At 69.8% G+C, this 23,671-nt stretch carries 25 protein-coding genes; 17 read left to right on the plus strand and 8 right to left on the minus strand.

All coding sequences use genetic code 11. The features are described from left to right. The first annotated feature begins 96 nt into the window (after nt 1-96). A complete protein-coding gene (gene hppD, locus ACFVJQ_RS23690; RefSeq protein WP_385786557.1) occupies nt 97-1,242 on the plus strand; it encodes a 4-hydroxyphenylpyruvate dioxygenase in 1,146 nt (381 codons plus the stop codon). Nucleotides 1,243-1,298: 56 nt separating this feature from the next. Here hppD and ACFVJQ_RS23695 read toward each other — a convergent pair whose 3' ends face one another. Next, the gene (locus tag ACFVJQ_RS23695; RefSeq protein WP_385786560.1) at nt 1,299-2,750 is read right to left on the minus strand and encodes a tetratricopeptide repeat protein; all 1,452 of its coding nucleotides are present in this window, start codon (nt 2,748-2,750) and stop codon (nt 1,299-1,301) included. Between the two features lie 92 nt (nt 2,751-2,842). On the opposite strand from ACFVJQ_RS23695, the gene ACFVJQ_RS23700 reads away from it, so the two are divergent. Further along, nucleotides 2,843-4,249: an FAD-binding oxidoreductase gene (locus ACFVJQ_RS23700; RefSeq protein ID WP_385786563.1), complete on the plus strand. Its 1,407-nt coding sequence runs from the start codon at nt 2,843-2,845 to the stop codon at nt 4,247-4,249. A 10-nt stretch (nt 4,250-4,259) separates the two neighbouring features. On the opposite strand, the gene ACFVJQ_RS23705 is transcribed toward ACFVJQ_RS23700, so the two are convergent. Continuing rightward, nucleotides 4,260-4,670 (minus strand): SsgA family sporulation/cell division regulator, encoded by a 411-nt coding sequence (locus ACFVJQ_RS23705; RefSeq protein ID WP_385512779.1) that lies wholly within the window; start codon nt 4,668-4,670, stop codon nt 4,260-4,262. A 220-nt stretch (nt 4,671-4,890) separates the two neighbouring features. Here ACFVJQ_RS23705 and ACFVJQ_RS23710 point away from each other — a divergent pair, with 220 nt between their 5' ends. Then, nucleotides 4,891-6,489: an RDD family protein gene (locus ACFVJQ_RS23710; protein WP_385786566.1), complete on the plus strand. Its 1,599-nt coding sequence runs from the start codon at nt 4,891-4,893 to the stop codon at nt 6,487-6,489. A gap of 87 nt (nt 6,490-6,576) precedes the next feature. After that, complete coding sequence (locus ACFVJQ_RS23715) at nt 6,577-7,251, plus strand: RDD family protein (protein WP_385786569.1); 675 nt, start codon at nt 6,577-6,579, stop codon at nt 7,249-7,251. On the opposite strand, the gene ACFVJQ_RS23720 is transcribed toward ACFVJQ_RS23715, so the two are convergent. After that, nucleotides 7,238-7,531, minus strand: coding sequence for a hypothetical protein (locus ACFVJQ_RS23720; RefSeq protein WP_385512782.1), 294 nt, complete (start codon nt 7,529-7,531; stop codon nt 7,238-7,240). The genes ACFVJQ_RS23715 and ACFVJQ_RS23720 overlap by 14 nt on opposite strands. Nucleotides 7,532-7,919: 388 nt before the next feature. Between ACFVJQ_RS23720 and ACFVJQ_RS23725 the strand changes: the two genes are divergently transcribed. Next, nucleotides 7,920-10,259, plus strand: coding sequence for an immune inhibitor A domain-containing protein (locus ACFVJQ_RS23725; protein WP_385786572.1), 2,340 nt, complete (start codon nt 7,920-7,922; stop codon nt 10,257-10,259). A 120-nt stretch (nt 10,260-10,379) separates the two neighbouring features. Continuing rightward, the gene (locus tag ACFVJQ_RS23730) at nt 10,380-10,709 is read left to right on the plus strand and encodes a hypothetical protein (protein ID WP_224737448.1); all 330 of its coding nucleotides are present in this window, start codon (nt 10,380-10,382) and stop codon (nt 10,707-10,709) included. A gap of 9 nt (nt 10,710-10,718) precedes the next feature. On the opposite strand, the gene ACFVJQ_RS23735 is transcribed toward ACFVJQ_RS23730, so the two are convergent. Both ACFVJQ_RS23735 and ACFVJQ_RS23740 read right to left on the minus strand, forming a co-directional pair. After that, nucleotides 10,719-11,306, minus strand: a complete 588-nt coding sequence (locus tag ACFVJQ_RS23735) for an isochorismatase family protein (RefSeq protein WP_385512784.1) — start codon at nt 11,304-11,306, stop codon at nt 10,719-10,721. A gap of 158 nt (nt 11,307-11,464) precedes the next feature. Then, the gene (locus ACFVJQ_RS23740; RefSeq protein WP_385786576.1) at nt 11,465-12,811 is read right to left on the minus strand and encodes a nicotinate phosphoribosyltransferase; all 1,347 of its coding nucleotides are present in this window, start codon (nt 12,809-12,811) and stop codon (nt 11,465-11,467) included. Between the two features lie 57 nt (nt 12,812-12,868). Between ACFVJQ_RS23740 and clpS the strand changes: the two genes are divergently transcribed. The 7 genes from clpS (at nt 12,869) to ACFVJQ_RS23775 (ending at nt 17,664) form a co-directional block, all read left to right on the plus strand. Then, entirely contained in the window at nt 12,869-13,186 is a 318-nt protein-coding gene (gene clpS, locus ACFVJQ_RS23745) for an ATP-dependent Clp protease adapter ClpS (protein ID WP_129799735.1), read from the plus strand. An 11-nt stretch (nt 13,187-13,197) separates the two neighbouring features. Beyond that, nucleotides 13,198-13,800 (plus strand): DUF2017 domain-containing protein, encoded by a 603-nt coding sequence (locus ACFVJQ_RS23750; protein WP_224737451.1) that lies wholly within the window; start codon nt 13,198-13,200, stop codon nt 13,798-13,800. 342 nt (nt 13,801-14,142) lie between these two features. Then, nucleotides 14,143-15,561 (plus strand): amino acid permease, encoded by a 1,419-nt coding sequence (locus ACFVJQ_RS23755; protein WP_385786579.1) that lies wholly within the window; start codon nt 14,143-14,145, stop codon nt 15,559-15,561. Between the two features lie 134 nt (nt 15,562-15,695). Beyond that, on the plus strand, nt 15,696-16,118 hold the full coding sequence (locus ACFVJQ_RS23760; RefSeq protein WP_385786582.1) for a Mov34/MPN/PAD-1 family protein: 423 nt from the start codon (nt 15,696-15,698) through the stop codon (nt 16,116-16,118). Nucleotides 16,119-16,197: 79 nt separating this feature from the next. Further along, on the plus strand, nt 16,198-16,305 hold the full coding sequence (locus ACFVJQ_RS23765; protein ID WP_385512787.1) for a putative leader peptide: 108 nt from the start codon (nt 16,198-16,200) through the stop codon (nt 16,303-16,305). Nucleotides 16,306-16,419: 114 nt separating this feature from the next. Continuing rightward, a complete protein-coding gene (locus tag ACFVJQ_RS23770) occupies nt 16,420-16,698 on the plus strand; it encodes a MoaD/ThiS family protein (RefSeq protein WP_224737453.1) in 279 nt (92 codons plus the stop codon). A 15-nt stretch (nt 16,699-16,713) separates the two neighbouring features. Next, the gene (locus ACFVJQ_RS23775; RefSeq protein ID WP_224737454.1) at nt 16,714-17,664 is read left to right on the plus strand and encodes a PLP-dependent cysteine synthase family protein; all 951 of its coding nucleotides are present in this window, start codon (nt 16,714-16,716) and stop codon (nt 17,662-17,664) included. Nucleotides 17,665-17,668: 4 nt separating this feature from the next. Here ACFVJQ_RS23775 and ACFVJQ_RS23780 read toward each other — a convergent pair whose 3' ends face one another. Continuing rightward, complete coding sequence (locus ACFVJQ_RS23780) at nt 17,669-18,121, minus strand: type II toxin-antitoxin system PemK/MazF family toxin (RefSeq protein WP_385512788.1); 453 nt, start codon at nt 18,119-18,121, stop codon at nt 17,669-17,671. A gap of 205 nt (nt 18,122-18,326) precedes the next feature. Between ACFVJQ_RS23780 and ACFVJQ_RS23785 the strand changes: the two genes are divergently transcribed. After that, nucleotides 18,327-19,079 carry an MBL fold metallo-hydrolase gene (locus ACFVJQ_RS23785; RefSeq protein WP_224737456.1) on the plus strand — a complete coding sequence of 251 codons (753 nt, stop codon included), beginning with the start codon at nt 18,327-18,329 and terminating at the stop codon, nt 19,077-19,079. A 72-nt stretch (nt 19,080-19,151) separates the two neighbouring features. On the opposite strand, the gene ACFVJQ_RS23790 is transcribed toward ACFVJQ_RS23785, so the two are convergent. Together ACFVJQ_RS23790 and ACFVJQ_RS23795 are read right to left on the minus strand one after the other, a co-directional pair. Then, complete coding sequence (locus tag ACFVJQ_RS23790; RefSeq protein WP_385512789.1) at nt 19,152-20,417, minus strand: PTS transporter subunit EIIC; 1,266 nt, start codon at nt 20,415-20,417, stop codon at nt 19,152-19,154. Between the two features lie 172 nt (nt 20,418-20,589). Continuing rightward, nucleotides 20,590-21,876 carry a PTS transporter subunit EIIC gene (locus ACFVJQ_RS23795; protein ID WP_385512831.1) on the minus strand — a complete coding sequence of 429 codons (1,287 nt, stop codon included), beginning with the start codon at nt 21,874-21,876 and terminating at the stop codon, nt 20,590-20,592. Between the two features lie 184 nt (nt 21,877-22,060). Between ACFVJQ_RS23795 and ACFVJQ_RS23800 the strand changes: the two genes are divergently transcribed. From ACFVJQ_RS23800 to ACFVJQ_RS23810, 3 genes are all read left to right on the plus strand, one after another. After that, the gene (locus ACFVJQ_RS23800) at nt 22,061-22,294 is read left to right on the plus strand and encodes a glucose PTS transporter subunit EIIB (RefSeq protein ID WP_129799725.1); all 234 of its coding nucleotides are present in this window, start codon (nt 22,061-22,063) and stop codon (nt 22,292-22,294) included. 74 nt (nt 22,295-22,368) lie between these two features. After that, entirely contained in the window at nt 22,369-23,106 is a 738-nt protein-coding gene (gene rph / locus ACFVJQ_RS23805; protein WP_385512790.1) for a ribonuclease PH, read from the plus strand. Nucleotides 23,107-23,248: 142 nt separating this feature from the next. Further along, nucleotides 23,249-23,650 (plus strand): hypothetical protein, encoded by a 402-nt coding sequence (locus tag ACFVJQ_RS23810; protein WP_224739190.1) that lies wholly within the window; start codon nt 23,249-23,251, stop codon nt 23,648-23,650. The last annotated feature ends 21 nt before the right edge of the window (nt 23,651-23,671 follow it).

A 23,671-nucleotide genomic window follows, 5' to 3' on the forward strand; every position in this document is an offset into this window, starting at 1 on the left:
CACAACGCTCGCCGATACGGGCATCCCACTGGTCACATTGCCCAGCGAGAACGCAAACTATTGCGCACCTTGCGGGGCCGGAGAGACGCTGCGGCTATGACGCAGACCACACACCACACTCCCGACACCGCACGGCAGGCCGACCCCTTCCCGGTCAAGGGAATGGACGCGGTCGTGTTCGCCGTGGGCAACGCCAAGCAGGCGGCGCACTACTACTCCACCGCCTTCGGCATGCGCCTGGTCGCCTACTCCGGACCGGAGAACGGCAGCCGCGAGACCGCGAGCTACGTGCTCGAGAACGGCTCCGCCCGCTTCGTGTTCACCTCGGTGATCAAGCCCGCCACCACCTGGGGCCACTTCCTCGCCGAGCACGTGGCCGAGCACGGCGACGGCGTCATCGACCTCGCCATCGAGGTGCCCGACGCACGCGCCGCGTACGCCTACGCCGTCGAGCACGGGGCCCGGTCGGTCGCCGAGCCGTACGAGCTGAAGGACGAGCACGGCACGGTGGTCCTCGCCGCGATCGCCACGTACGGCCAGACCCGCCACACCCTGGTCGAACGCTCCGGCTACGACGGCCCCTACCTCCCCGGCTTCGTCGCCGCCGCGCCCATCGTCGAAGCGCCCGCCCAGCGCACCTTCCAGGCCATCGACCACTGCGTCGGCAACGTCGAGCTCGGCCGGATGAACGAGTGGGTCGGCTTCTACAACAAGGTCATGGGCTTCACGAACATGAAGGAGTTCGTGGGCGACGACATCGCCACCGAGTACAGCGCGCTGATGTCCAAGGTGGTGGCCGACGGCACACTCAAGGTCAAGTTCCCGATCAACGAGCCCGCCATCGCCAAGAAGAAGTCCCAGATCGACGAGTACCTGGAGTTCTACGGCGGCGCGGGCGTCCAGCACATCGCGCTCAACACCAATGACATCGTCCAGACGGTACGGACGATGCGGGCGGCCGGTGTGCAGTTCCTGGACACGCCCGACTCGTACTACGACACCCTGGGGGAGTGGGTCGGCGAGACCCGCGTCCCCGTCGACACCCTGCGCGAGCTGAAGATCCTCGCGGACCGTGACGAGGACGGCTACCTGCTCCAGATCTTCACCAAGCCGGTCCAGGACCGCCCGACCGTCTTCTTCGAGATCATCGAACGCCACGGCTCGATGGGCTTCGGCAAGGGCAACTTCAAGGCGCTGTTCGAGGCGATCGAGCGGGAGCAGGAAAGGCGCGGCAACCTCTGAGCGCTCCCGACGAGGGCAGCGGTGGAGTCCGGTACCGCCGGACTCCGCTCACCCCCCTACGCGTCGTCCGGCTCACCCAACTCCCCCAGCGCCGCCTCTGCCACGGGCACGTGCAGCGGCGAGAAGTACGGGTTGATCCGCAGCGCCTCCCGCAGATGCCGCCGCGCGGGCCCGTCCAGCCCCAGCTCCTTCTCGATCATCCCCCGGTGGTACGAGTACAGCGCACTGCGCACCTCACCCCCGTGCTCCCTGTTCGTCGCCCGCTCCGCGAACCACAGCGCCTCCTCGTGCTCGCCCGCCCGGTGCAGCGCCCACCCCAGCGCGTCGGCCACCGCGAGCCCGGGCTGGCGCCGCCACTCGGCCCGCAGCCGCTCCACCGCCGCCTCGGGATCACCGTGGTCCGCCTCGAACCGCCCGAGCATCAGCTCCTCGTCGACCCCGCCCTCGGCGGCGCTGTGCACCTGCGACCGCAGCCGCTCGAACTGCACCCCCGCCGCCTCCTGCAGCCCCAGCGACTCGTACAGCTCGCCCAGCTCCAGGGCGTAACCCGGCGACGGCTGCTTGTCGAGCGCCACCCGGTACGCGCTCAGCGCCTGAGCCGTCCGCCCCAGCGCCGCCAGCACCCGCCCCTGCCCGGCCTGCGCGGCCCGCTGGTCGGGATCGAGCCGCACCGCCTCCTCGAAGTACCGCAGCGCCACCTTGAGGTCCCCGCGTTCCCAGGCGAGCTGCCCGGCCCGCTCCAGCCACGCCGCCCGCTCGGCCGGAGAGGCGGCGGCCGCCGCCGCGTCGGACAGGGTCGCCGCCGCGTCCTCACGCCAGCCACGGTCCCAGTACACGCCGGCCGCCCGGGCCATGACCGCGGGACCGGAGTGCAGTTCCTGGAGCCGTTCGAGGGTCCGCCGGCTCGCCTTGTAGTCGCCGAGGCCCGTGTAGGCGTCGATCAGCTGCGGATACGTCGTCCACCGCTTGGGGTCCGCCTTCAGCGCGTCCTGCGCCCACTTCCGCGCGGTCCGGAAGTCACGGCGGGCGTTGGCCAGCGCCGCCATGCCGTTCAGCGCGTCGACGTTGCCGCGCGGCCGCACCTTCAGGGACATCCGCAGCGCCTGCTCGGCCTTCGGGTAGTTCGTGGCGTCGGCGGTCCGCCGCCCCTGCTGGACGTACGCCGCGCCCAGCACCGCCCACGACCGGGCGTCCGCGGGCCGCGCCCGCAGCCGGGCCTCGCGGTCGCCGATCAGCGCCTCCAGGTCGTCCAGCGCGGCCGGCACCCCGTTCGCGACCGCGGTCATCGCCGGTACGGCCGGACGCGGCGCGGGCCGCTGCGGGCGGTTCGGCCGGTCGGGCCGCAGCACCAGCACCCCGGCGACGAAGAGGCACCCCACGAGCGAGCCGATCACGACACCCGCGAGGAGCCGGGAACGGCGCCGCGGGCCACGCCGTCCCGCCCGTTTCCGACCCTGGTCCCGCTCCTGCTTCTTCCGGGTCCCCTCGGTCTCCATGACGGTGTTCATGCCGCACACTGTGCGCCAGTACGACGACCGGGTCCCGGCACGCCCAGGGTGCCGCCGACGGGGTTCACACCGATGGCCCCGGGTGACACGCTGTGATCATGAGCCGTATCCAAGCCCCTCCCGACGAAGTGCAGGGCAACCTCACGGACCGGTTGCTGGCGGGCCTGCCGGCCGAGGCCGTCTTGACCGACCCCGACGTCACCGCCTCCTACGCCAACGACATGGCGAGCTTCTGCCCGGCCGGCGCCCCGGCCGTGGTCGTGCTGCCGCGCACCGTCGAACAGGTCCAGCACGTCATGCGCACCGCCACCGAGCTGCGCGTCCCGGTCGTTCCGCAGGGCGCCCGCACCGGACTGTCCGGCGGGGCCAACGCCTCCGACGGCTGCATCGTGCTGTCCCTGACGAAGATGGACCGGATCATCGAGATCAACCCGGTCGACCGCATCGCCGTCGTCGAACCCGGCGTCATCAACGCTGCCCTGTCCCGCGCGGTGGGCGAGCACGGCCTGTACTACCCTCCCGACCCCTCCAGCTGGGAGATGTGCACCATCGGCGGCAACATCGGCACCGCCTCGGGCGGCCTGTGCTGCGTGAAGTACGGGGTGACCGCCGAGTACGTCCTCGGACTCGACGTCGTCCTGGCCGACGGACGGCTGATGTCCACCGGCCGGCGCACCGCGAAGGGCGTCGCCGGTTACGACCTCACACGCCTGTTCGTGGGCTCCGAGGGCTCGCTCGGCATCGTCGTACGGGCGATCCTGGCGCTGAAGCCGCAGCCGCCCCAGCAGCTGGTGCTGGCCGCCGAGTTCGCCTCCGGAGCCGCCGCCTGCGACGCCGTGTGCCGGATCATGGCCGGCGGGCACGTGCCGTCCCTCCTCGAACTGATGGACCGTACGACGGTCAAGGCCGTCAACGACATGGCGCACATGGGCCTGCCGGAGACCACCGAGGCCCTCCTCCTCGCCGCCTTCGACACCCCCGACCCGGCCGCCGACCTCGCCGCCGTCGGCGCGCTGTGCGAGGCCGCTGGCGCCACCGAGGTCGTCCCGGCCGACGACGCGGCCGAGTCCGAACTGCTGCTCAAGGCACGGCGGTTGTCGCTCACCGCGCTCGAGGCCGTCAAGGGCACCACGATGATCGACGACGTGTGCGTGCCCCGGTCCAGGCTCGGCGAGATGCTCGACGGCGTCGAGCGCATCGCCGAGAAGTACCAGCTCACCATCGGCGTCGTCGCCCACGCGGGCGACGGCAACACCCACCCGACGGTCTGCTTCGACGCACAGAACCCCGACGAGTCCCGGCGCGCCCGCGAGTCCTTCGACGAGATCATGGCCCTCGGCCTGGAACTCGGCGGCACGATCACCGGCGAACACGGCGTGGGCGTCCTGAAGAAGGAGTGGCTGGCGCGCGAGATCGGCCCCGTGGGCGTGGAGATGCAGCGCGCGGTCAAACAGGTCTTCGACCCGCTGGGCATCCTCAATCCGGGCAAACTGTTCTGAAGCGTGCGCCTCACCGGGCGAGCAGCTCGGCCAGACCGTCGTCGAGGTCGAGCTGCGCGCCCTCACTCCCCGGGGGCACCACCCGCAGCGTGCGCTCCAGCCAGGCCGACACCTGCGCGGCCGGGGCCTCGAGCAGGGCGTCCCCGTCGGGTGAACTCAGCGCCATCAGAACGACACTGCGCCCGTTCGCCTTCGACGGCCACACCCGCACGTCCCCGCGTCCGCACGGCCGGAACACCCCCTCCATGAGGAGTTCGCGGGCGAACGTCCAGTTGACGGGCTGGTCGGAGTCGATGTGGAAGGTGATGTGGACGGCGTACGGGTCGTCGGAGCGGTAGCCGAGCCGGGCCGCGACCGGGACGCTCCGCTCGGGCGACAGGACGAGCCGCATCTCCAGCTCCCGATCTACCACGGTGTGCATGGCTGTCTTTCCTCTCTGTACGGGGCATGCATGGGGCTTGCACGAGTGGAGAGCGGGGGAGGCCCGGAGCATTACGCGGATTCCGCGAAGTTGTTTCGCGGGAGGTAGCACAAGCGTGCTCGAAAGGGGCGGGTCCGGCGGGACGGGCGGTGCCGGTCCGGCGGGTCTGATAGATGTGGAGGCCCCCATAACACCCCCGAGCAGATACGGGACGACGGACATGAGCGCCCCAACCCCGGCACCCGGCGACGACAGGCCCCGCGAGGGCTATTACCCGGACCCTTCCATTCCCGGATATGTCCGGTACTGGAACGGTGCCGCCTGGGTACCGGGCACCAGCCGTCCGGCCCCGGCCGACGGCGAACCGCTCGCGCCGCCGTCCGGCGCGCGCCCCGCGCAGCCCGCCGTCGAGGAGACCGGGCCGCACTTCTTCGACGAGGACCCCGAACCGCAGGCCCAGCCCGGCCCCGCCGACGCCCAGCACGGCAGCCGGCCCGAGCCGGCCTCCGCGTGGGGTGCCGACCGCTCCCGGCAGTCCGGCTTCGGCGGCGACCAGGACCGCCGCGTCTCCTGGGGCGCACCGCAGGGCGCCGACCCGCGCGTACCCGCCGACACCCCCACGTCGCCCGACGGCCAGTCCGCCCGCACGGACGGCACGGCGACGATCCCGCCGGCCGCGTCCGACGCGGACGCGGCCGGCGGCAACACGTTCGTCTTCCGCCGCCCGACCGCCAACTCCCAGGGCCCGGGCGCTGGTACGGACGGTGCCGCCGAGGACGAGGGCACCATGACCTTCCGCGCCGTCACCCGCCGCGCGGGCCAGCAGGACGGGACGCCGGGGGCGCAGCCCGGGAGTCCGGGCATGCCGGGACCGCGAGCGTCGGGCGCGGTGGGGTCCGGTCCGGGTGTGTCCGGCCAGGCGGGCTCCGCCCCGGCGGCATCAATCCCAGGCCCCTCCGGCCCCGGCGCCCCCACCCCGGCGCCCTCCGCCGGCTCGGGCGGCCCCGGTTTCGGTGCGGGTAAGGCGGCCGCGGCGCGCGCTGCCGCGGTGCAGGCCGGGCAGGCGCAGGTGGCGCCGGCAGCGCAGGCCGGCGTTCAGGAGGCACCAGCCACCCCGCAGTCCACCACCCCCTCGTCCGTGCCCCCCGGTGTGCCCCAGCAGGCCGCCGCTCCGGGCACCGCCACCCCGGTGACCAGCGGACCCGGTGGCGGCCAGTCCTCCTGGGCGCAGCAGGTCCACCATCTCGCCGGCACCTCGGGGGCCGACGAGCAGCCGGTCGCACCGTGGAAGCCGCCGGTCGAGGACCCGTTCCAGGCGGCGGCGCGGCGGCAGGCGGCGGCGCGGCCCGCGGCGCTCGGCAAGCGGCTGGCCGCCCGGCTGATCGACACCGTGGTCATCGGCGCCGTCACCGCCGTCGCCGCCGTGCCGCTCGGCGCACAGGCCCTCGACCACATCCAGGGCAAGATCGACGAGGCCAAGCTCTCCGGCCGGACGGTCACGGTCTGGCTGCTCGACGGCACGACGTCCACCTACCTGGGCATCATCCTCGCCGTCCTGCTCCTCTTCGGTGTCCTCTACGAGGCGCTGCCGACCGCCAAGTGGGGCCGCACGCTGGGCAAGCGGCTGCTCGGCCTGGAGGTGCGGGACATCGAGGCCCACGAGGCTCCGTCCTTCGGCGCGGCCCTGCGCCGCTGGCTGGTCTACAGCGTCCCCGGACTGCTCTGCGTCGGTCTCATCGGTGTCCTGTGGTGCCTGTTCGACAAGCCGTGGCGACAGTGCTGGCACGACAAGGCCGCACACACGTTCGTCGCAGGTTGACCTCCACCCGGGTGACCAGGTAATTCCGTACCCCCGGACGGCCGCTCGCCGGATGCGCGGGGGGAGGGTTCGCGGTCCACTCGGGCCATGAGCACCGAACCGCCCCCCGGATCCGGCGGACAGCCGCCGGAGGACGATCCGTTCAAGAAGCAGCCCCCGCTCGGCGAGGGGGCCGGCTCACCGTACGACTCGCCCCCGGGCGGCCAGGAACCCCCGCCGTACGGCGGTGACCAGCCACCTCCCTACGGCGGTGGACAGCCACCCCCGTACGGCGGCGGCCCCTACGGCGGAGCCCCCGAGGATCCGCTCGCCGGCATGCCCCCGCTCGCCGACAGCGGCAAGCGCACGCTCGCCCGCATCATCGACATGATCCTCGTCGGCGTCGTCGTCTGGCTGCTCGCCTGGGGTTTCAACGTCGCCGAGTACGGCGTGGGCGCCGACGAGGTCGACACCGGCAGCTCCCTCGCGCAGTCCACCATCGCCGCCGTGCTCTTCATGGCGTACGACACCTTCATGATCAGCAAGTGGGGGCAGACGCTGGGCAAGAAGTGGCTCGGCATGCGGGTGGCCAACCTCGACAACGGTGCCACGCCCTCGGTGCAGACCGCGCTGATCCGCTCCGCGGTGCTCTGGATTCCGTTCGCGTTCTGCTGTGCCTGCCTCTGGACGGTGCTCTGCGGCGGCTGGAGCTTCTTCGACAAGCCCTACAAGCAGGGCCTGCACGACAAGGCGGCCAAGACGGTGGTGGTCAGCGCGACGTGACGCCGGATGTGACGCCGGACGTCGGCTCCCGTACCGGCTCGGGTGCCGCCGGGACCGGGGCCGCCACGCGGGAGGCCGGGGCGGAGCGCCGAACGACGGTCGGCGTGCGCTTCGGCGTGGGTACCGTCAGGGCGACCAGCAGCCCGAGGACGAGCGCCGCGACGGCGATGACCGCGATCCCCGCACCCGAACTCGTCTGTGACAGCAGCAGCATGGCGAGCGTCGAGGCGATGACGGTCAACGAACCGTAGGCGAGCTGTGCGGCAGTCGGACGAGGCATGGCAATCGAGTCCTAGGAAGTGGGGGTGGTCTCCCCCCGTGCCTCTCGCTTGGGGGAGGGTGCGGACAGAATCTATTCGCGTGCATGCCCGAGTGGAACGAACCGTAAGCGTGAGATGACCAACAGTGCCGGTGCATAAGGGGCGCACCGATTCATGCAGTCCGGCAAGTGGACGGTCCTGCGCGCCCGTTGAGCGAAGCTCACTGTTCGGTAAGCGAAGCGCCGTCTCCGCATAATGCAGTTGTCCTGCTCAAGTCAAGGTCTGTCTTTTCTCCTCAACCTCTAGTCAAATGTCGTCACTTGACTACACGCGTTGATCACGCGCGCGCGGAGCGCTCCATGACCCGGCCCTCCCTTCCGCGCGCCCGGACGCGGGGGAGGATTTCAAGTGACCAGCAGACCCTGGACGTTCAGAGCGACCGCGACCGCAGTCGCGTTCGCCGCGGCAACCGCCATGTTCTCCACCTACGCGGTGGCGCAGGGCGATCCCGCCGACTCCACCGCCGTAGAGCGGAGGGACCCGGCCACACCCGAGGCGCACGACGAGCACGACCTCGACGGCCCGCTCACCAAGACCGTCGAAGCCCAGCGCGAAGAGGCCCTGAACCAGGTCATATCCGGCCAGGCGAAGGTCGAAGAACGCGAAGGCTCCAAGGTCGTCGAGCTCAAGAGCCGCAAGGGCGACAGCAAGTACGTGGAACTCGGCCGGGAGAAGACCGACAAGATCTTCACCGTTCTGGTCGAGTTCGGCGACCAGATCGACAGCCGCTACGGCGGCACGCCCGGCCCGCTGCACAACCAGATCGCCGAGCCGGACCGCACCCAGGACAACAGCACGGCCTGGCAGGCGGACTACAACCGCGAGCACTTCCAGGACCTGTACTTCGGCGACGGCACCGCCTCGATGAAGACCTACTACGAGAAGCAGTCCTCGGGCCGCTACTCCATCGAGGGCGAGGTCACGGACTGGGTCAAGGTCCCCTACAACGAGGCCCGTTACGGCTCCAACAAGTGCGACCCCGACAACTGCGCCTGGTACGCGGTGCAGGACGGCGTCAACGCGTGGGTCGGCCAGCAGAAGGCAGCCGGCAAGACCGACGCGGAGATCAAGGCCAAGCTCGCCGAGTACGACCAGTGGGACCGCTACGACTTCGACGGCGACGGCGACTTCAACGAACGCGACGGCTACATCGACCACTTCCAGATCGTGCACGCCGGCGAGGACGAGTCCGCGGGCGGCGGCGCGCAGGGTGAGGACGCGATCTGGGCCCACCGCTGGTACGCGTTCGGCACCGACGCCGGCTCCACCGGCCCCGACGGCAACCGGCTCGGCGGCACGCAGATCGGCGACAGCGGCATCTGGGTCGGCGACTACACCATCCAGCCGGAGAACGGCGGACTCGGCGTCTTCGCCCACGAGTACGGCCACGACCTCGGTCTGCCGGACCACTACGACACCAACGGCGGTGAGAACTCCACCGGTTTCTGGACCCTGATGTCCTCCGGCTCCTGGCTCGGTACCGGCAAGGACACCATCGGTGACCTGCCCGGCGACATGACCGCCTGGGACAAGCTCCAGTTGGGCTGGCTCGACTACGACGTGGCCAAGGCGGCCACGAAGTCCAAGCACAAGCTGGGCGTCGCCGAGTACAACACGAAGAACAAGCAGGCCCTGGTGGTCGAGCTGCCCGACAAGGCGGTCACCACCGAGGTCGTCACCCCGGCCGAGGGCGCCACCCAGTGGTGGAGCGGCAGCGGCGACAACCTCCGCAACACGCTGGCCCGTTCCGTCGACCTGACCGGCAAGTCGTCGGCCGCCCTGACCCTGGACGGCTGGTACGACATCGAGGCCGACTACGACTACCTCTACACCGAGGTCTCCACCGACGGCGGCGCCACCTGGACGCCGGTCGACGGCACCGTCGACGGTCAGCCGATCCCGCGTGACGGCAGCGACAAGCCGGCCCTGACCGGCACGGTCGACGGCTACAAGAAGCTGTCGTACTCCCTGGACGCCTACGCAGGGCAGAAGATCGACCTGCGCTTCCGCTACGCCACCGACGGCGGTGTGGCGCAGCTGGGCTTCGCGGCCGACCGGATCTCCGTCACCGCCGACGGCACCGCGCTGTTCACGGACAACGCGGAGAGCGCGGACGCGGCCTGGACGGCGACCGGCTTCTCCCGGATCGGCGCGTCGTTCACCAAGGAGTACGAGCAGTACTACATCGCCGAGAACCGCCAGTACGTGTCGTACGACAAGACCCTGAAGGTCGGCCCGTACAACTTCGGCTTCGCCACCACCCGTCCGTCCTGGGTCGAGCACTTCCCGTACCAGAACGGCCTGTTGATCTGGAAGTGGGACACCTCCCAGACGGACAACAACACCAGCCAGCACCCGGGCGTCGGCCTGCTCCTGCCCGTCGACTCCCACCCGACCGCGCTGAAGTGGTCCGACGGCACGCTGATGCGCAACCGCATCCAGACCTACGACGCGCCGTTCAGCCTGTACCGCACGGACGGCATCACGCTGCACAAGGCGGACGTCGCGACGCGGATCCCGTCGTCGAAGGGCGTGCCGGTCTTCAACGACCACACCAGCACCTACTACGACGAGAGCAACAAGGCCGGCGGCGTCAAGATCACTGACACCAACACCAAGATCAGGATCGTCAAGGAGGCCAAGAACGGCTCGACGATCTTGCTCGAAGTCGGTCCCGCGGTGAAGTAATCAGCATTTCCGCAGGTCAGAAACGTATCGGCGGCAACCCCTGGCGGGTTGCCGCCGATCGTGTTTAGGTGCGTCCTGTGGCTTTCTTATTGACACCTGATCGAACGGGGATGTGACTGCATGGCCGCAGGAGGTTTCTGCAAGCTGCCGAACGGCACGGTGGTCGTGGCGCTGAACCTGCCCAGCCCCGCCGCCGACGGCCCGGCCGGAGTGCGTGTCCTGGTGCACGCCCGGAACCGGGCCCGCGCCCTGACCCGGCTGCGCAACCTCGGCCTGCGCGCGGTCTACCTGCGCGGCAACGCGGCCCCGCCGACCCCGGACGAGATCACCGCGGTCCTGCACCACCCCGACGGTCTGATATGGCGCACGGCCCCCGACAGCGGAGTCGGCCCGATGGAGCTGTGGCGCCCGATCAGGGCCCTGCTCAGACAGCCGACGGCGCAGGCGTAAGGCCCGCCGCTACTGAACGACCGGCTTCCCGGACAGCTCCACGCCCGCTTCCCGCAGCTCCTCCAGCGCCCGCTCGGTGCTCTCCTGGGCCACCCCGGCGGTGAGGTCCAGCAGCACATGCGTACGGAAGCCCTCCCGTACGGCGTCCAGGGCGGTGGCCCGTACGCAGTGGTCGGTGGCGATGCCGACCACGTCCACCTCGTCGATCGACCGGGCCTTCAGCCAGTCGGCCAGGGACACGCCGTTCTCGTCGACCCCCTCGAACCCGCTGTACGCCGCCGAGTACGCCCCCTTGTCGAACACGGCGTCGATCGAGCCGGACGTGACGGCCGGGGCGAAGTTCGGATGGAAGCCGACCCCCTCCGTGCCCGCAACGCAGTGCGCGGGCCAGGAGTGGACGAAGTCGGGGTTGTCCGCGAAGTGGCCGCCGGGAGCGATGTGGTGGTCGCGGGTCGCCACGACATGGCGGTACCCGGCGGGGGCCTGCCCGATCAGCTCGGTGATCGCGGCGGCCACATCGGCACCTCCGGCCACCGGGAGGCTGCCCCCTTCGCAGAAATCGTTCTGCACGTCTACGACGATCAAGGCGCGGCGCATGGTCGGTGTCCTTCGGCTATGGGGCGGCTATGGGGTCTCTTCGGTCACGGTGCCGAGAGGTGCGGGCCCGGCCGGTGATGAACCTGAACCTCCGAGCCTAGAGACTTCGGGGACGGTGCGGGAGGGGGCACCACGGGGCGCGCACCTCCGCGCCCTGCCTAACCGGCGGAACCCTCGTGGACGTACTCCGTCGGAATGACGGGTTCCCCCTGCGACAGCTGCGTAGCCGAGAGCGGCAGAGCGGCGAGGGCGGCGATGTGCCTCTCGCGCGGGGCGTCGAGCGGCTCGCGGGCGACCACCTCGCCGCCCTTGACCAGCTCGACCAGGAGCTGCCGGTCGACGAGCCCGTCCGGTACCGGCCCGGCACCGACCACCTCCGCCTCCGCGACGCCCTGCTCGTCCAGTCGGCGCGCGGCCCACTTGCGGCCGCCGATGGAGGTCTTGCCGCCGGTGGCCTTCTTCGCCACCGGCACCAGCGGCGTCTTCGGGTCGGCGGACCCGGCGCGGGCGACCAGCTTGTACACCATGGAGCAGGTCGGGTGCCCGGAGCCGGTGACCAGCCGGGTACCGACGCCGTACGCGTCCACGGGCGCCGCGGCGAGCGAGGCGATGGCGTACTCGTCGAGATCCGAGGTCACGATGATCTTCGTGCTCGTGGCCCCCAGCTCGTCCAGCTGCTGCCGCACCCGGTGCGCGACGAGCAGCAGGTCGCCCGAGTCGATCCGGACGGCGCCCAGCTGCGGACCGGCGACCTCCACGGCCGTACGGACCGCCTCGGCGACGTCGTAGGTGTCCACCAGCAGGGTGGTCCCGCGGCCCATGGTGTTGACCTGGGCCTGGAAGGCGTCCCGCTCGCGGTCGTGCAGCAGGGTGAACGCGTGCGCGGACGTGCCGACCGTGGGGATGCCGTAGCGGAAGCCGGCCGCCAGGTCGGAGGTGGAGGCGAAACCGCCGACGTACGCGGCGCGCGCAGCGGCGACGGCGGCCAGCTCGTGGGTACGGCGGGCGCCCATCTCGATCAGCGGGCGCTCCCCGGCCGCCGACGCCATGCGCGAGGCGGCCGCGGCGATCGCGGAGTCGTGGTTGAGGATGGAGAGGATCACCGTCTCCAGCAGCACACACTCGGCGAACGACCCCTCGACCCGCATGACCGGCGAGCCCGGGAAGTACACCTCGCCCTCGGGGTAGCCCCAGATGTCGCCGCTGAACCGGTAGTTCGCGAGCCAGTCCAGGGTCTCCTCGCCGACGATCCCGCGCTCGCGCAGGAAACCGAGGACGCCCGCCTCGAAGCGGAAGTTCTCGACGGCGTCCAGGACACGGCCGGTGCCCGCCACCACGCCGTAACGGCGCCCCTCCGGCAGCCGCCGGGTGAAGACCTCGAAGACACTGCGCCGCCCGGCGGTGCCCGCCTTCAGCGCGGCCTGGAGCATCGTCAGCTCGTACTGGTCCGTGAAGAGCGCCGTCGACGGAACTTCCACCGGCAGCCCAATGTCCGCTGTGCTCATGGCAACCGATGGTACCCCCATTTCGTCAGTGTGACGATTTAGCGGGCGCATGGCAGCATGGGACATGTGACGTCAGCCGCTCCCATCGAGATCGAACGCACCGAGTCGGCGGAGGAGGTCTCTGCCGTACCAGAGCCCGACGTCCCCTGGGTCACGATCGTCCACAACGACCCGGTCAACCTCATGAGCTATGTGACGTACGTCTTCCAGTCGTACTTCGGCTACTCCAAGGACAAGGCCACCAAGCTCATGCTCGACGTCCACCACAAGGGCCGGGCGGTCGTCTCCAGCGGCAGCCGCGAGGAGATGGAACGCGACGTGCAGGCCATGCACGGCTACGGTCTGTGGGCCACCCTTCAGCAGGACCGGAAGTAGCGATCGCCGCCATGCCAGGAACCTTCGAACCGCTCCCCGGCGGCGGCGCGGCCGTCGCGCTCGACGACGTCGAGATCTCCATCATCCGGTCGCTGGCCGTCCAGCTGCTGGAACTCATCGGCCCCGGCCCCGGCGAGGACGCCTCCGCCGACCCGCTCGCCGAGCTGTTCGCCGAGGGGCCCAGCGAACCGCCCTCCGACCCGGTGCTCCGGCGCCTGTTCCCGGACGCCTACCGCGACCCCGAGGGGACGCCGGGGCCCGAGGCGGCCGAGGAGGAGAAGGCGTACTCCGCCGAGTTCCGCCGCTACACCGAGAACGACCTGCGCGCCGGCAAGCGCGAGAACGCCCTCGCGGTGATCCGCTCACTGGACACGCTGACGTCCGCGGGGGACGGCGGGGCGGTCCTGGAGCTGACGGTGGAGCAGTCCCAGCAGTGGCTCGGCGCCCTCAACGACCTGCGCCTGGCCATCGGTTCCCGGCTGGAGATCACCGACGAGGACGACACCGACCTCCTCTACCGGCTGCCGGACGAGGACCCGCGCAAGCCGATGGTGATGGCGTATCTGTGGCTGGGCGGGCTTCAGGAGACGTTGGTCGGCACGCTTATGCCGTAAATGTGCGGATCTTGTGTTCGCTCAGCGGACGCTCAAATCCGGATAACGATCCCGTCACCTTGCCTGCTCCATATGCGCGTTTAGGGTGCGGTCTGTCCGCTTCTTCCTGTGTGATGCGCCACAGGGTCGCCCGGTGATCAGAGTTGCGGCCGTGATAAATCTTCACGACCGCCCGGCGAACACCACCCTTATGTCCGCCGGGTGCGCCACCAGCCGGCGACCGCCGGCCAGGCACGAGCGGCCCGGGGAAAGGCCGCTCAGCTCCATCAATCCGGGGGGATCGAAACCCGATCCGAGGCCGACGAGAGGCCGGGGGTCGGCATGGAGAAAGGCGCACTACACATGACCTCTGCGAAGGTCACCGAAGCCCCTGAAGAGGGGTACGAGCGGGGACTCGGCAGCCGTCAGGTCCAGATGATCGCGATCGGCGGCGCCATCGGCGTCGGCCTCTTCCTGGGCGCCGGGGCGAACATCGCCAAGGCCGGGCCCAGCCTGATCCTCATGTACGCCCTCGCGGGCGTGATCATCTTCTTCATCATGCGGGCGCTCGGCGAGCTCCTGCTCTACCGCCCTGTCTCGGGCTCCTTCGCGGAGTACTCCCGCGAGTTCCTCGGCCCGTTCTTCGGCTACTTCACCGGCTGGACGTACTGGCTGATGTGGGTGGTCACCGGCATGGCGGAACTCACCGCCGCCGCGATCTACGTCAACTACTGGTTCCCGTCCATCCCGCAGTGGGTGACGGCACTGGTCTTCCTGGTGATCCTGTTCGGGGTCAACCTGATCTCCGTGAAGCTCTTCGGTGAGCTGGAGTTCTGGTTCTCGATGGTCAAGGTCACCGCCCTGATCGGCATGATCGTGATCGGCCTCGGCGTGCTGACCTTCGGCTTCAGCAGCGCCGGTGACACGGCGGCCGTCTCCAACCTCTGGGCCTTCGACGGCTTCTTCCCCAAGGGCATCGGCTCGTCCCTGATGACCCTGCAGGGCGTCATGTTCGCCTACCTCGCCGTCGAACTCGTCGGCGTCACGGCGGGCGAGTCCGAGAACCCGGAGAAGACGCTCCCCAAGGCGATCAACACGCTGCCCTGGCGCATCGCGCTCTTCTACGTCGGTGCCCTCACCGTCATCCTCTGCGTCGTGAAGTGGACGGAGTTCGCGCCAGGCGTCAGCCCGTTCGTCGAGGCCTTCGCACAGATCGGCATCCCGGCGGGCGCGGCCATCGTCAACTTCGTCGTGCTCACCGCGGCGCTGTCGTCCTGCAACTCCGGCATGTACTCGACGGGCCGCATGCTGCGGAACCTGGCCGAGAGCGGCGAGGCCCCCAGGGCCTTCACCAAGCTGTCGTCGACCAAGACGCCCGCCCTGGGCATCTTCGTCTCCGTGCTCTTCATGGGCATCGGCGTGGTCCTGAACTACATCGTCCCGGAGAAGGCCTTCGGCTACGTCACCTCCATCGCCACCGCCGCCGGCATCTGGACCTGGCTGATGATCCTGGTCAGCCACGTCCTGTACCGCCGCGCGGTGGTCGCGGGCCGGCTGCCCGCCTCGTCCTTCCCGGCGCCGGGCGGCGCGGTGTGCTCCTACATCGCCATCGCGTTCCTGCTCTTCGTGACCGGCATCATCGCCTACGACGCCGACGCCCGCGTCTGCCTCTATGTGATGGCCGGCTGGGCCGCCGCCCTGGCCATCGGCTGGGCGGTCCTCAAGGCCCGCAACCCGGAGATCACCGAGCGCCGCACGCCGGAGTTCGAAAAGGTCGGCTGACGACCACCGGACGGTTCCTAGCGTCAGGGAGTACTCGTGGCACTCCCTGCCGCTGCCGCTCAGGACGTCCGGCATGTGGGCCGCCCCGTACCACCCCTCGGTACGGGGCGGCCCTTCTGCTTATCCTGACGTGCATGCTGACCCTCACCCAGGCCCTCTTCGACCAGATCGTCGCCCACGCGCGCGAGGACCACCCCGACGAGGCGTGCGGCGTGGTCGCGGGCCCGGTGGGCTCGGGCCGCCCGGAGCGCTTCATCCCGATGCTGAACGCGGCCCGCTCGCCCACGTTCTACGAGTTCGACTCCGGCGACCTCCTCAAGCTCTACCGCGAGATGGACGACCGCGACGAGGAGCCGGTGATCATCTACCACTCCCACACGGCCACCGAGGCCTACCCCTCCCGCACCGACATCTCCTACGCCAACGAGCCCGGCGCGCACTACGTCCTGGTCTCCACCGCGGACACCGACGGAGCCGGCGAGTTCCAGTTCCGGTCGTTCCGGATCATCGACGGCGAGGTGACGGAGGAGGAGGTCAAGGTGGTGGAGGTCTACTGATCCCGGGATTCGGTCAGAATTCATCCACTATCCGAGATCACATTCCAGGACCCGGACCGGGAATCGATACGATGAGCCCATGGTTTTCCACGACGTGAGCCAAAAGACGGCGGAGCCCTTTTGGGCGTTGCTGCTCGTGGCGCGGCTGCACGTCGACCTGTGCAGGCTCGCCAGCGCCATCTGTTGACGCTGCCCTGCCGCCGTACGGCCGTGAGCCGCGGCGCCACACACGCACGACCTGCTGTTATCTGCGCTGCCGCGCGCCCACCGACCTGACCACTCCCGACAGGAGCCCTGAGCCATGGCCATCGAGGTCCGCATCCCCACCATCCTCCGCCAGTACACCGACGGTCAGAAGGCCGTCGAAGGCAGTGGGGACACCCTCGCCGAGCTGTTCGCCGACCTCGACGCCCGGCACACGGGCATCCAGGCCCGCATCGTGGACGGCGACCAGCTGCGCCGCTTCGTCAACGTCTACCTGAACGACGAGGACGTCCGCTTCCTCGACGGCATCAACACCAAGCTGTCCGACGGCGACAGCGTCACGATCCTGCCGGCCGTGGCCGGCGGCATGGCCTGAGGTCCCTGACCACCGATGCGTTACGACTCCCCGCTGGCCGCGGTGGGCAACACCCCGTTGGTGCGCCTGCCGCGGCTCTCGCCGTCCGCCGACGTCCGGATCTGGGCCAAGCTGGAGGACCGCAACCCGACCGGATCGGTCAAGGACCGTCCCGCCCTGCACATGATCGAGCAGGCGGAGAAGGACGGCCGGCTGACCCCGGGCTGCACCATCCTCGAGCCGACCTCCGGCAACACCGGCATCTCGCTGGCCATGGCGGCCAAGCTCAAGGGCTACCGCATGGTGTGCGTGATGCCCGAGAACACCTCCCAGGAACGCCGGGACCTGCTCGGCATGTGGGGCGCCGAGATCATCTCCTCCCCGGCCGCGGGCGGCTCCAACACCGCCGTACGCGTCGCCAAGGAGCTGGCCGCCGAGCACCCCGACTGGGTGATGCTCTACCAGTACGGCAACCCGGACAACGCCGGCGCCCACTACGCCACCACCGGCCCCGAGATCCTCGCCGACCTCCCCTCCATCACCCACTTCGTGGCCGGACTGGGCACGACGGGCACGCTGATGGGCGTCGGCCGCTATCTGCGCGAGCACAAGCCGGACGTGAAGATCGTCGCCGCGGAGCCCCGCTACGACGACCTGGTGTACGGCCTGCGCAACCTCGACGAGGGCTTCGTCCCCGAGCTGTACGACGCCTCCGTCCTCACCACCCGCTTCTCGGTCGGCTCCGCCGACGCGGTCACCCGCACCCGGGAACTCCTCCAGCAGGAGGGCATCTTCGCGGGCGTCTCCACCGGCGCCGCCCTGCACGCGGCGATCGGCGTGGGCAAGAAGGCGATCAAGGCCGGCGAGAGCGCCGACATCGTGTTCATCGTGGCCGACGGCGGCTGGAAGTACCTTTCCACCGGCGTCTACACCGCAGCCACGACGGAAGAGGCCATCGAGACGCTGCAGGGCCAGCTCTGGGCCTGACCTCCTATGTGGCGAGGTGACGGACCTGGTCCCACAGGACCGGGTCCACCACCCCCACCCGCCGCCGGAAGTCCCACACCGCGACCTCCCGCAGCTCGTCCGTCTCCAGGAAACTCACCCGGCCCTGGGTGTCCCCGACCGAGCCCGGCGGCAGGGGTATCACCCCGGCCCGCTCGTCGTGGAACCTGCTGGTGATCTTCGCGACCGTCGCCCGCCGCCCGTGCACCGCCAGCACCAGACACGGCCGGTCCTTCGCGCCGGGACCGTCCTCGTAGGGCACGTTCGCCCACCAGATCTCCGCGGCCCGCGGCCGCTGCGCCGCCCGCGACCGCTCCGCCCGCCCCGGCGGCCGCGTGCGGCGGCCCTCGGGACGCCGCCGCCCCCAGCCGTCGACGAGCGCGGCAACGAGCGCGAGCAGTATCACCGCCGCGAGTGCCAACCACCAGGACGTGTCCATACGATGACGTTACCGGCGCACGCATCAGGTCGCGCGCCCTGTCCCACACCCCATGCGCCCCACATCCAGCCGAACCGGTGACAGCACAGGTGAGTTCGCCCACAACGGCCCTTGGTGGAGGAGCGACCAACGGTTTTGCGCCTTACGCTCGACGGACCGCACGACCCCCGTTTTCTCCACATCCGCCAGCGGAGGTTTCTGCTTCATGAAGCTCACCGTCGTCGGCTGCTCGGGGTCGTTCCCGTCCGCGGAATCGGCCTGCTCGAGCTACCTCGTCGAGGCCGACGGCTTCCGGCTGCTCCTCGACATGGGCAACGGCGCCCTGGGCGAGCTGCAGCGCCACTGCGGTCTCTACGACCTCGACGCGATCTTCCTCAGCCATCTGCACGCCGACCACTGCATCGACATGTGCGCCTACTTCGTGGCGCGCTACTACCGGCACGACGGCGGCCGCTGCGCCCCCCTCCCGGTCTACGGCCCCGAGGGCACCGAACACCGCCTGACCACCGCGTACGCCGACACCCCCTCGGCCTCCTCGATGAGCGAGGTCTTCGACTTCCACACGGTCAAGCCGTCCACCTTCGAGATCGGCCCCTTCACCGTCCACACCGAGCGGGTGGCCCACCCCGTCGAGGCCTACGGCATCCGCATCGAGCACGGCGGACGGACCCTGACGTACTCCGGCGACACGGGCGTCAGCACGGCACTGGACGAACTCGCCCGGGACGTCGACCTGTTCCTGTGCGAGGCCGCCTTCACGCACGGCAAGGAAAAGATCCCCGACCTGCACCTCAACGGCCGCGAGGCGGGCGAGACGGCCGCCCGGGCAGGCGCCCGCCGGCTGCTCCTCACCCACATCCCCCCGTGGACCGACCCGCAGATCAACCTGGCCGACGCCCGCGCGGTCTACGACGGGCCGGCGGAGCTGGCGGTGCCCAGGAAGTCGTACGAGATCTGACGCCCACGGCATCACGGCATGACGAAGGCCCCCGGAACTCCGGGGGCCTCGTACGGTCGGGTCGGACCGGGCCTACTTCGCCTCGGCCTTCTGCAGTTCCGCCAGTTCCTCGTCGGACTCGCGGCCCGGCGTCGGCAGGTTGAACTTGGTGATCGCGAAGCGGAAGAGCACGTAATAGACCGCGGCGAAGCACAGGCCCACCAGGGCCAGCCCCCACGGGTTGGTCGCGATACCCAGGTTCAGGCCGAAGTCGACCGCGCCGGCCGAGAAGCCGAAGCCGTCCTTCATGCCGAGCGCCCAGGTCAAGGCCATCGACACACCGGTCAGCACCGCGTGGATCGCGTACAGCGCGGGGGCGATGAACATGAAGGTGAACTCGATCGGCTCGGTGACGCCCGTGACGAACGACGTCAGCGCGAGGGAGAACATCATGCCGCCGACGACCTTGCGGCGCTCCGGGCGGGCGCAGTGCACGATCGCCAGGCAGGCGGCCGGCAGCGCGAACATCATGATCGGGAAGAAGCCGGTCATGAACTGGCCGGCGCTCGGGTCACCGGCCAGGAAGCGGGCGATGTCGCCGCTCTTGCCCTCGTACTCGCCCGCCTGGAACCACGGGAACGAGTTCAGCAGGTGGTGCATGCCGATCGGGATCAGCGCACGGTTGGCGACACCGAAGATGCCGGCGCCGACGGCCCCCGAATCGACCAGCCACTCACCGAAGTTGTGCAGGCCCGTGCCGAGGACCGGCCAGATGTAGCCGAAGACGATGCCGATGACCAGGCCCGCGAAGGCGGAGACGATCGGGACGAGACGGCGGCCGCCGAAGAAGCCCGCCCAGTCCGGGAGCTTGGTGCGGTAGAGGCGCTGGTAGAGGAGGGCGACGACGATGCCCATCACCACGCCGCCGAGGACCTTGGCGTCCACCGGTGCGTCGACCATCACGACCTTGCCGTCGACGGCCGTCGCCACCTGCGGCAGGTTCGGGTCGGTGAACGTGGCGAGCACGTTCTTGAAGACCAGGTAACCGACCACGGCCGCGAGCGCCGTCGAGCCGTCCGACTTCTTCGCGAAGCCGATCGCGATGCCGACGGCGAACAGCAGTGCCATGTTGTCGAGGATCGCGTTGCCGCCGGCCGCCATGAAGCCCGCGATCTTCGTGAGGAACGCGGGGAACTCCGGGTCGCCCAGCATGTCCTCGTTGCCGAAGCGGACCAGGAGGGCGGCCGCGGGCAGAACCGCCACCGGCAGCATCAGGCTGCGGCCGATGCGCTGCATGACAGCCATCGCGCCGGAGCCCTTCTTCTTGTCGGCCGCGGGAGCGGCGCTGGCCGTGGTCACAACTTCCTCCAGTGGGCATGGCGCCGCCCAGGGACAATGAGAAGGGGACGGCGGCGTCCGGCGATGCCCCGCGGCAGCACCGCAAGGGTCTACACCACTCAGTGGTGTAGACCTGTTGTAGCACGATGAAGGCGGGATAAGGAACCCGCGATTCCCGCGCCCGTTCGGTTGCTTACCCCTTCGTGACGTCCTCCACTTCCTCCTCCGCCTCCCGCCCCGGCGTCTTCAGATCGAACCTGGTGATCGCGAAGCGGAACACGACGTAATAGACGGCAGCGAAACACAACCCGATCGGGATGATCGCCCAGGGTCTCGTCGCCAGATTCCAGTTGATGACGTAGTCGATCAGACCGGCCGAGAAGCTGAACCCGTCGTGCACCCCGAGCCCCCACGTCACCGCCATCGACACACCCGTCAGCAGCGCGTGGACCGCATACAGCGCCGGCGCGATGAAGAGGAACGAGTACTCGATCGGCTCGGTGATACCCGTGACGAACGACGTCAGGGCGGTCGACAGCATCAGCCCGCCGACCTCCTTGCGACGGTTCGGCCGTGCACAGTGCGTCATCGCCAGCGCGGCGGCCGGCAACGCGAACATCATGATCGGGAAGAACCCCGACGTGAACTGACCCGCGTCCGGGTCGCCGTTCAGGAACATGTTGATGTCGCCGTGCACCACCGTGCCGTCGGGCTTGGTGTAGGTGCCGAACTGGAACCAGATGGGCACGTTCAGGAACTGGTGCAGGCCGATCACCAGCAGCGCGCGGTTGGCGACGCCGAAGACACCCGCGCCCCAGGCGCCCAGATCGCTCATCCAGTCGCTGAAGCTCTCCAGCGCGTCACCGATGGGCGGCCAGATCCACAGGCACAGCACCGCGAACGCGATCGCCACGAACGCCATGATGATCGGCACCAGCCGACGCCCGTTGAAGAAACCGAGCCAGTCCACCAGCTTCGTACGGTGGAAACGCGCCCAGAAGAAAGCCGCCAGCAGCCCCATGACAATGCCGCCGAACACCCCCGGATTCGGGTAGGTGAACTCGGTCACCGTCCCGCCCGCCACCTGGCAGCCCGTGTCCACCGCCCGCGAACCCTCCGGACAGTCCTCCGGGAACTGGCGCAGCACATTGAAGTAGACGAGAAACCCGGCGACCGCCGCGAGCGCCGTCGACCCGTCCGCCTTCTTCGCCATGCCGATGGCCACACCCACACAGAACAGCAGCGGCAGCCCCAGCGAACTGTTCAGAAGCGCACCGCCCGCGCCCGCCATCACCCGCGAGACATCGGTCCAGCCCAGCCCCTCGTCGCCGAACACATCCGGCTGCCCCAGCCGGTTCAGAATGCCCGCGGCCGGCAGCACCGCGATCGGGAGCTGAAGACTGCGACCCATCTTCTGCAAGCCCTGGAACAAGCGGTTCCAGCGCACACGGGCGGGACTGGCAGCGCTGTCGGCACTCATCGGGCTCCTCCCGGAAGGGCCGGGTTTGGCGACCACCCCCCAGGTGGTGTAGACCAGTTGACGGAAGGTTCCGCTGTCGTGACGCCATCATTCGGTACACACACCATGACCGCGCGCGAAGCTGGGCCAACTGTGGGTTACTGCGACATAGCGCTTCGGACCAGGCCGGATCAGGGAGAAACACATGGCCAGCAAGGCTGAGAAGATCGTTGCCGGGCTCGGCGGCATCGACAACATCGAAGAGGTCGAGGGCTGCATCACACGCCTGCGCGTCGAGGTGGCCGACGCCTCGCTGGTCGACGACGCCGCACTCAAGGGCGCCGGCGCCCACGGCGTCGTCAAGATGGGCACCGCCATCCAGGTCGTCATCGGCACCGACGCCGACCCCGTCGCCGCGGACATCGAAGACATGATGTGAGCACCCGCTCACCCTCAGGGGCCCCATCCCACACCGGAAGGGGCCCCTCGCCCATAGCGAGCTAGGCTCACCTCATGTCTCGAATCGACGGCCGCACCCCCGAACAACTCCGCCCGATCACCATCGAACGCGGCTGGAGCAAGCACGCCGAAGGCTCCGTCCTCGTCTCCTTCGGCGACACCAAGGTCTTCTGCACCGCCACCGTCACCGAAGGCGTCCCGCGCTGGCGCAAAGGCAGCGGCGAAGGCTGGGTCACCGCCGAATACGCCATGCTGCCCCGCTCCACCAACACCCGCGGCGACCGCGAATCCGTCAAGGGCAAAATCGGCGGCCGTACCCACGAGATCTCCCGCCTCATCGGCCGCTCCCTGCGCGCCGTCATCGACTACAAGGCCCTCGGCGAGAACACCATCGTCCTCGACTGCGACGTACTCCAGGCCGACGGCGGCACCCGCACCGCCGCCATCACCGGCGCCTACGTCGCCCTCGCCGACGCCGTCTCCTGGGCGCAGAAGAAAAAGCTCGTCAAGCCCGGCCGCAACCCTCTCACCGGCACCGTCTCCGCCGTCTCCGTCGGCATCGTCGGCGGCATCCCCCTGCTCGACCTCTGCTACGAAGAAGACGTCCGCGCCGAAACCGACATGAACGTCGTCTGCACCGGCGACGGACGCTTCGTCGAAGTCCAGGGCACCGCCGAAGCCGAACCCTTCGCCCGCGACGAACTGGGCGCCCTGCTCGACCTCGCCGTCGCCGGCTGCACCGAACTCGCGGCACTGCAGCGCGCCGCGCTCGAAACCCCCGCCGAAAAGTAAAAGGCGCACCAAGACATGGGGTCGGAGCGGGCAACCGCGCCGACCACCACCGCGTCTGAAGAAATACGGGCGCACGGCTCATCCCTGTGCGCCCGGCCAGCTGACCGGGCCCGCCGGGCCCAACCAAGGGAGGGACCGTTCCATGGCCGCGAGCCGCCGCCGACGCCGTACCGCCGCCGTCGCCGCCACCCTGGCGGCGGTAGCGCTGACCGCCGGACTCACCACCGGCTGCGACGCCGTGAACAAGGCGCTCGACTGCGTCAACACCGCCGACGCCATTGCCGACAGCGTCACCGACCTCCAGCAGGCCGTCGACAACGCGGCCAACGACCCGACCCAGCTCGACGAATCCCTCGACTCCATCGAGCAGAACCTCGGCGAAATCGGCGACAAGACCGACAATGCCGACGTCAACAAGGCGGTCGACGACCTCGAGAAGGCCGTCACCAACGTCCGCACAGCCATCGAGAACGGCGACGAGACCCCCGACATCAGCCCCGTCACCGACGCGGCCGGCGAACTGACCAAGGTCTGCACGCCGTAACGGGCCCGGCGGGGAAGCCGG

This window comes from Streptomyces sp. NPDC127197, from assembly GCF_042672405.1.
Lineage (GTDB): Bacteria > Actinomycetota > Actinomycetes > Streptomycetales > Streptomycetaceae > Streptomyces > Streptomyces flavusporus.

Coding starts and splice junctions, on each gene's coding strand:
- ACFVJQ_RS23715 (WP_385786569.1), top strand. CDS start 6,577: ATGAGCACCGAACCGCCCCCCGGATCCGGCGGACAGCCGCCGGAGGAC.
- ACFVJQ_RS23710 (WP_385786566.1), top strand. CDS start 4,891: ATGAGCGCCCCAACCCCGGCACCCGGCGACGACAGGCCCCGCGAGGGC.
- ACFVJQ_RS23780 (WP_385512788.1), bottom strand. CDS start 18,121: ATGGACACGTCCTGGTGGTTGGCACTCGCGGCGGTGATACTGCTCGCG.
- ACFVJQ_RS23750 (WP_224737451.1), top strand. CDS start 13,198: ATGCCAGGAACCTTCGAACCGCTCCCCGGCGGCGGCGCGGCCGTCGCG.
- hppD (WP_385786557.1), top strand. CDS start 97: ATGACGCAGACCACACACCACACTCCCGACACCGCACGGCAGGCCGAC.
- ACFVJQ_RS23720 (WP_385512782.1), bottom strand. CDS start 7,531: ATGCCTCGTCCGACTGCCGCACAGCTCGCCTACGGTTCGTTGACCGTC.
- rph (WP_385512790.1), top strand. CDS start 22,369: ATGTCTCGAATCGACGGCCGCACCCCCGAACAACTCCGCCCGATCACC.
- ACFVJQ_RS23735 (WP_385512784.1), bottom strand. CDS start 11,306: ATGCGCCGCGCCTTGATCGTCGTAGACGTGCAGAACGATTTCTGCGAA.
- ACFVJQ_RS23800 (WP_129799725.1), top strand. CDS start 22,061: ATGGCCAGCAAGGCTGAGAAGATCGTTGCCGGGCTCGGCGGCATCGAC.
- ACFVJQ_RS23765 (WP_385512787.1), top strand. CDS start 16,198: ATGGTTTTCCACGACGTGAGCCAAAAGACGGCGGAGCCCTTTTGGGCG.
- ACFVJQ_RS23730 (WP_224737448.1), top strand. CDS start 10,380: ATGGCCGCAGGAGGTTTCTGCAAGCTGCCGAACGGCACGGTGGTCGTG.
- ACFVJQ_RS23740 (WP_385786576.1), bottom strand. CDS start 12,811: ATGAGCACAGCGGACATTGGGCTGCCGGTGGAAGTTCCGTCGACGGCG.
- ACFVJQ_RS23770 (WP_224737453.1), top strand. CDS start 16,420: ATGGCCATCGAGGTCCGCATCCCCACCATCCTCCGCCAGTACACCGAC.
- ACFVJQ_RS23760 (WP_385786582.1), top strand. CDS start 15,696: ATGCTGACCCTCACCCAGGCCCTCTTCGACCAGATCGTCGCCCACGCG.
- ACFVJQ_RS23775 (WP_224737454.1), top strand. CDS start 16,714: ATGCGTTACGACTCCCCGCTGGCCGCGGTGGGCAACACCCCGTTGGTG.
- ACFVJQ_RS23755 (WP_385786579.1), top strand. CDS start 14,143: ATGACCTCTGCGAAGGTCACCGAAGCCCCTGAAGAGGGGTACGAGCGG.
- ACFVJQ_RS23795 (WP_385512831.1), bottom strand. CDS start 21,876: ATGAGTGCCGACAGCGCTGCCAGTCCCGCCCGTGTGCGCTGGAACCGC.
- clpS (WP_129799735.1), top strand. CDS start 12,869: ATGGGACATGTGACGTCAGCCGCTCCCATCGAGATCGAACGCACCGAG.
- ACFVJQ_RS23785 (WP_224737456.1), top strand. CDS start 18,327: ATGAAGCTCACCGTCGTCGGCTGCTCGGGGTCGTTCCCGTCCGCGGAA.
- ACFVJQ_RS23705 (WP_385512779.1), bottom strand. CDS start 4,670: ATGCACACCGTGGTAGATCGGGAGCTGGAGATGCGGCTCGTCCTGTCG.
- ACFVJQ_RS23695 (WP_385786560.1), bottom strand. CDS start 2,750: ATGAACACCGTCATGGAGACCGAGGGGACCCGGAAGAAGCAGGAGCGG.
- ACFVJQ_RS23810 (WP_224739190.1), top strand. CDS start 23,249: ATGGCCGCGAGCCGCCGCCGACGCCGTACCGCCGCCGTCGCCGCCACC.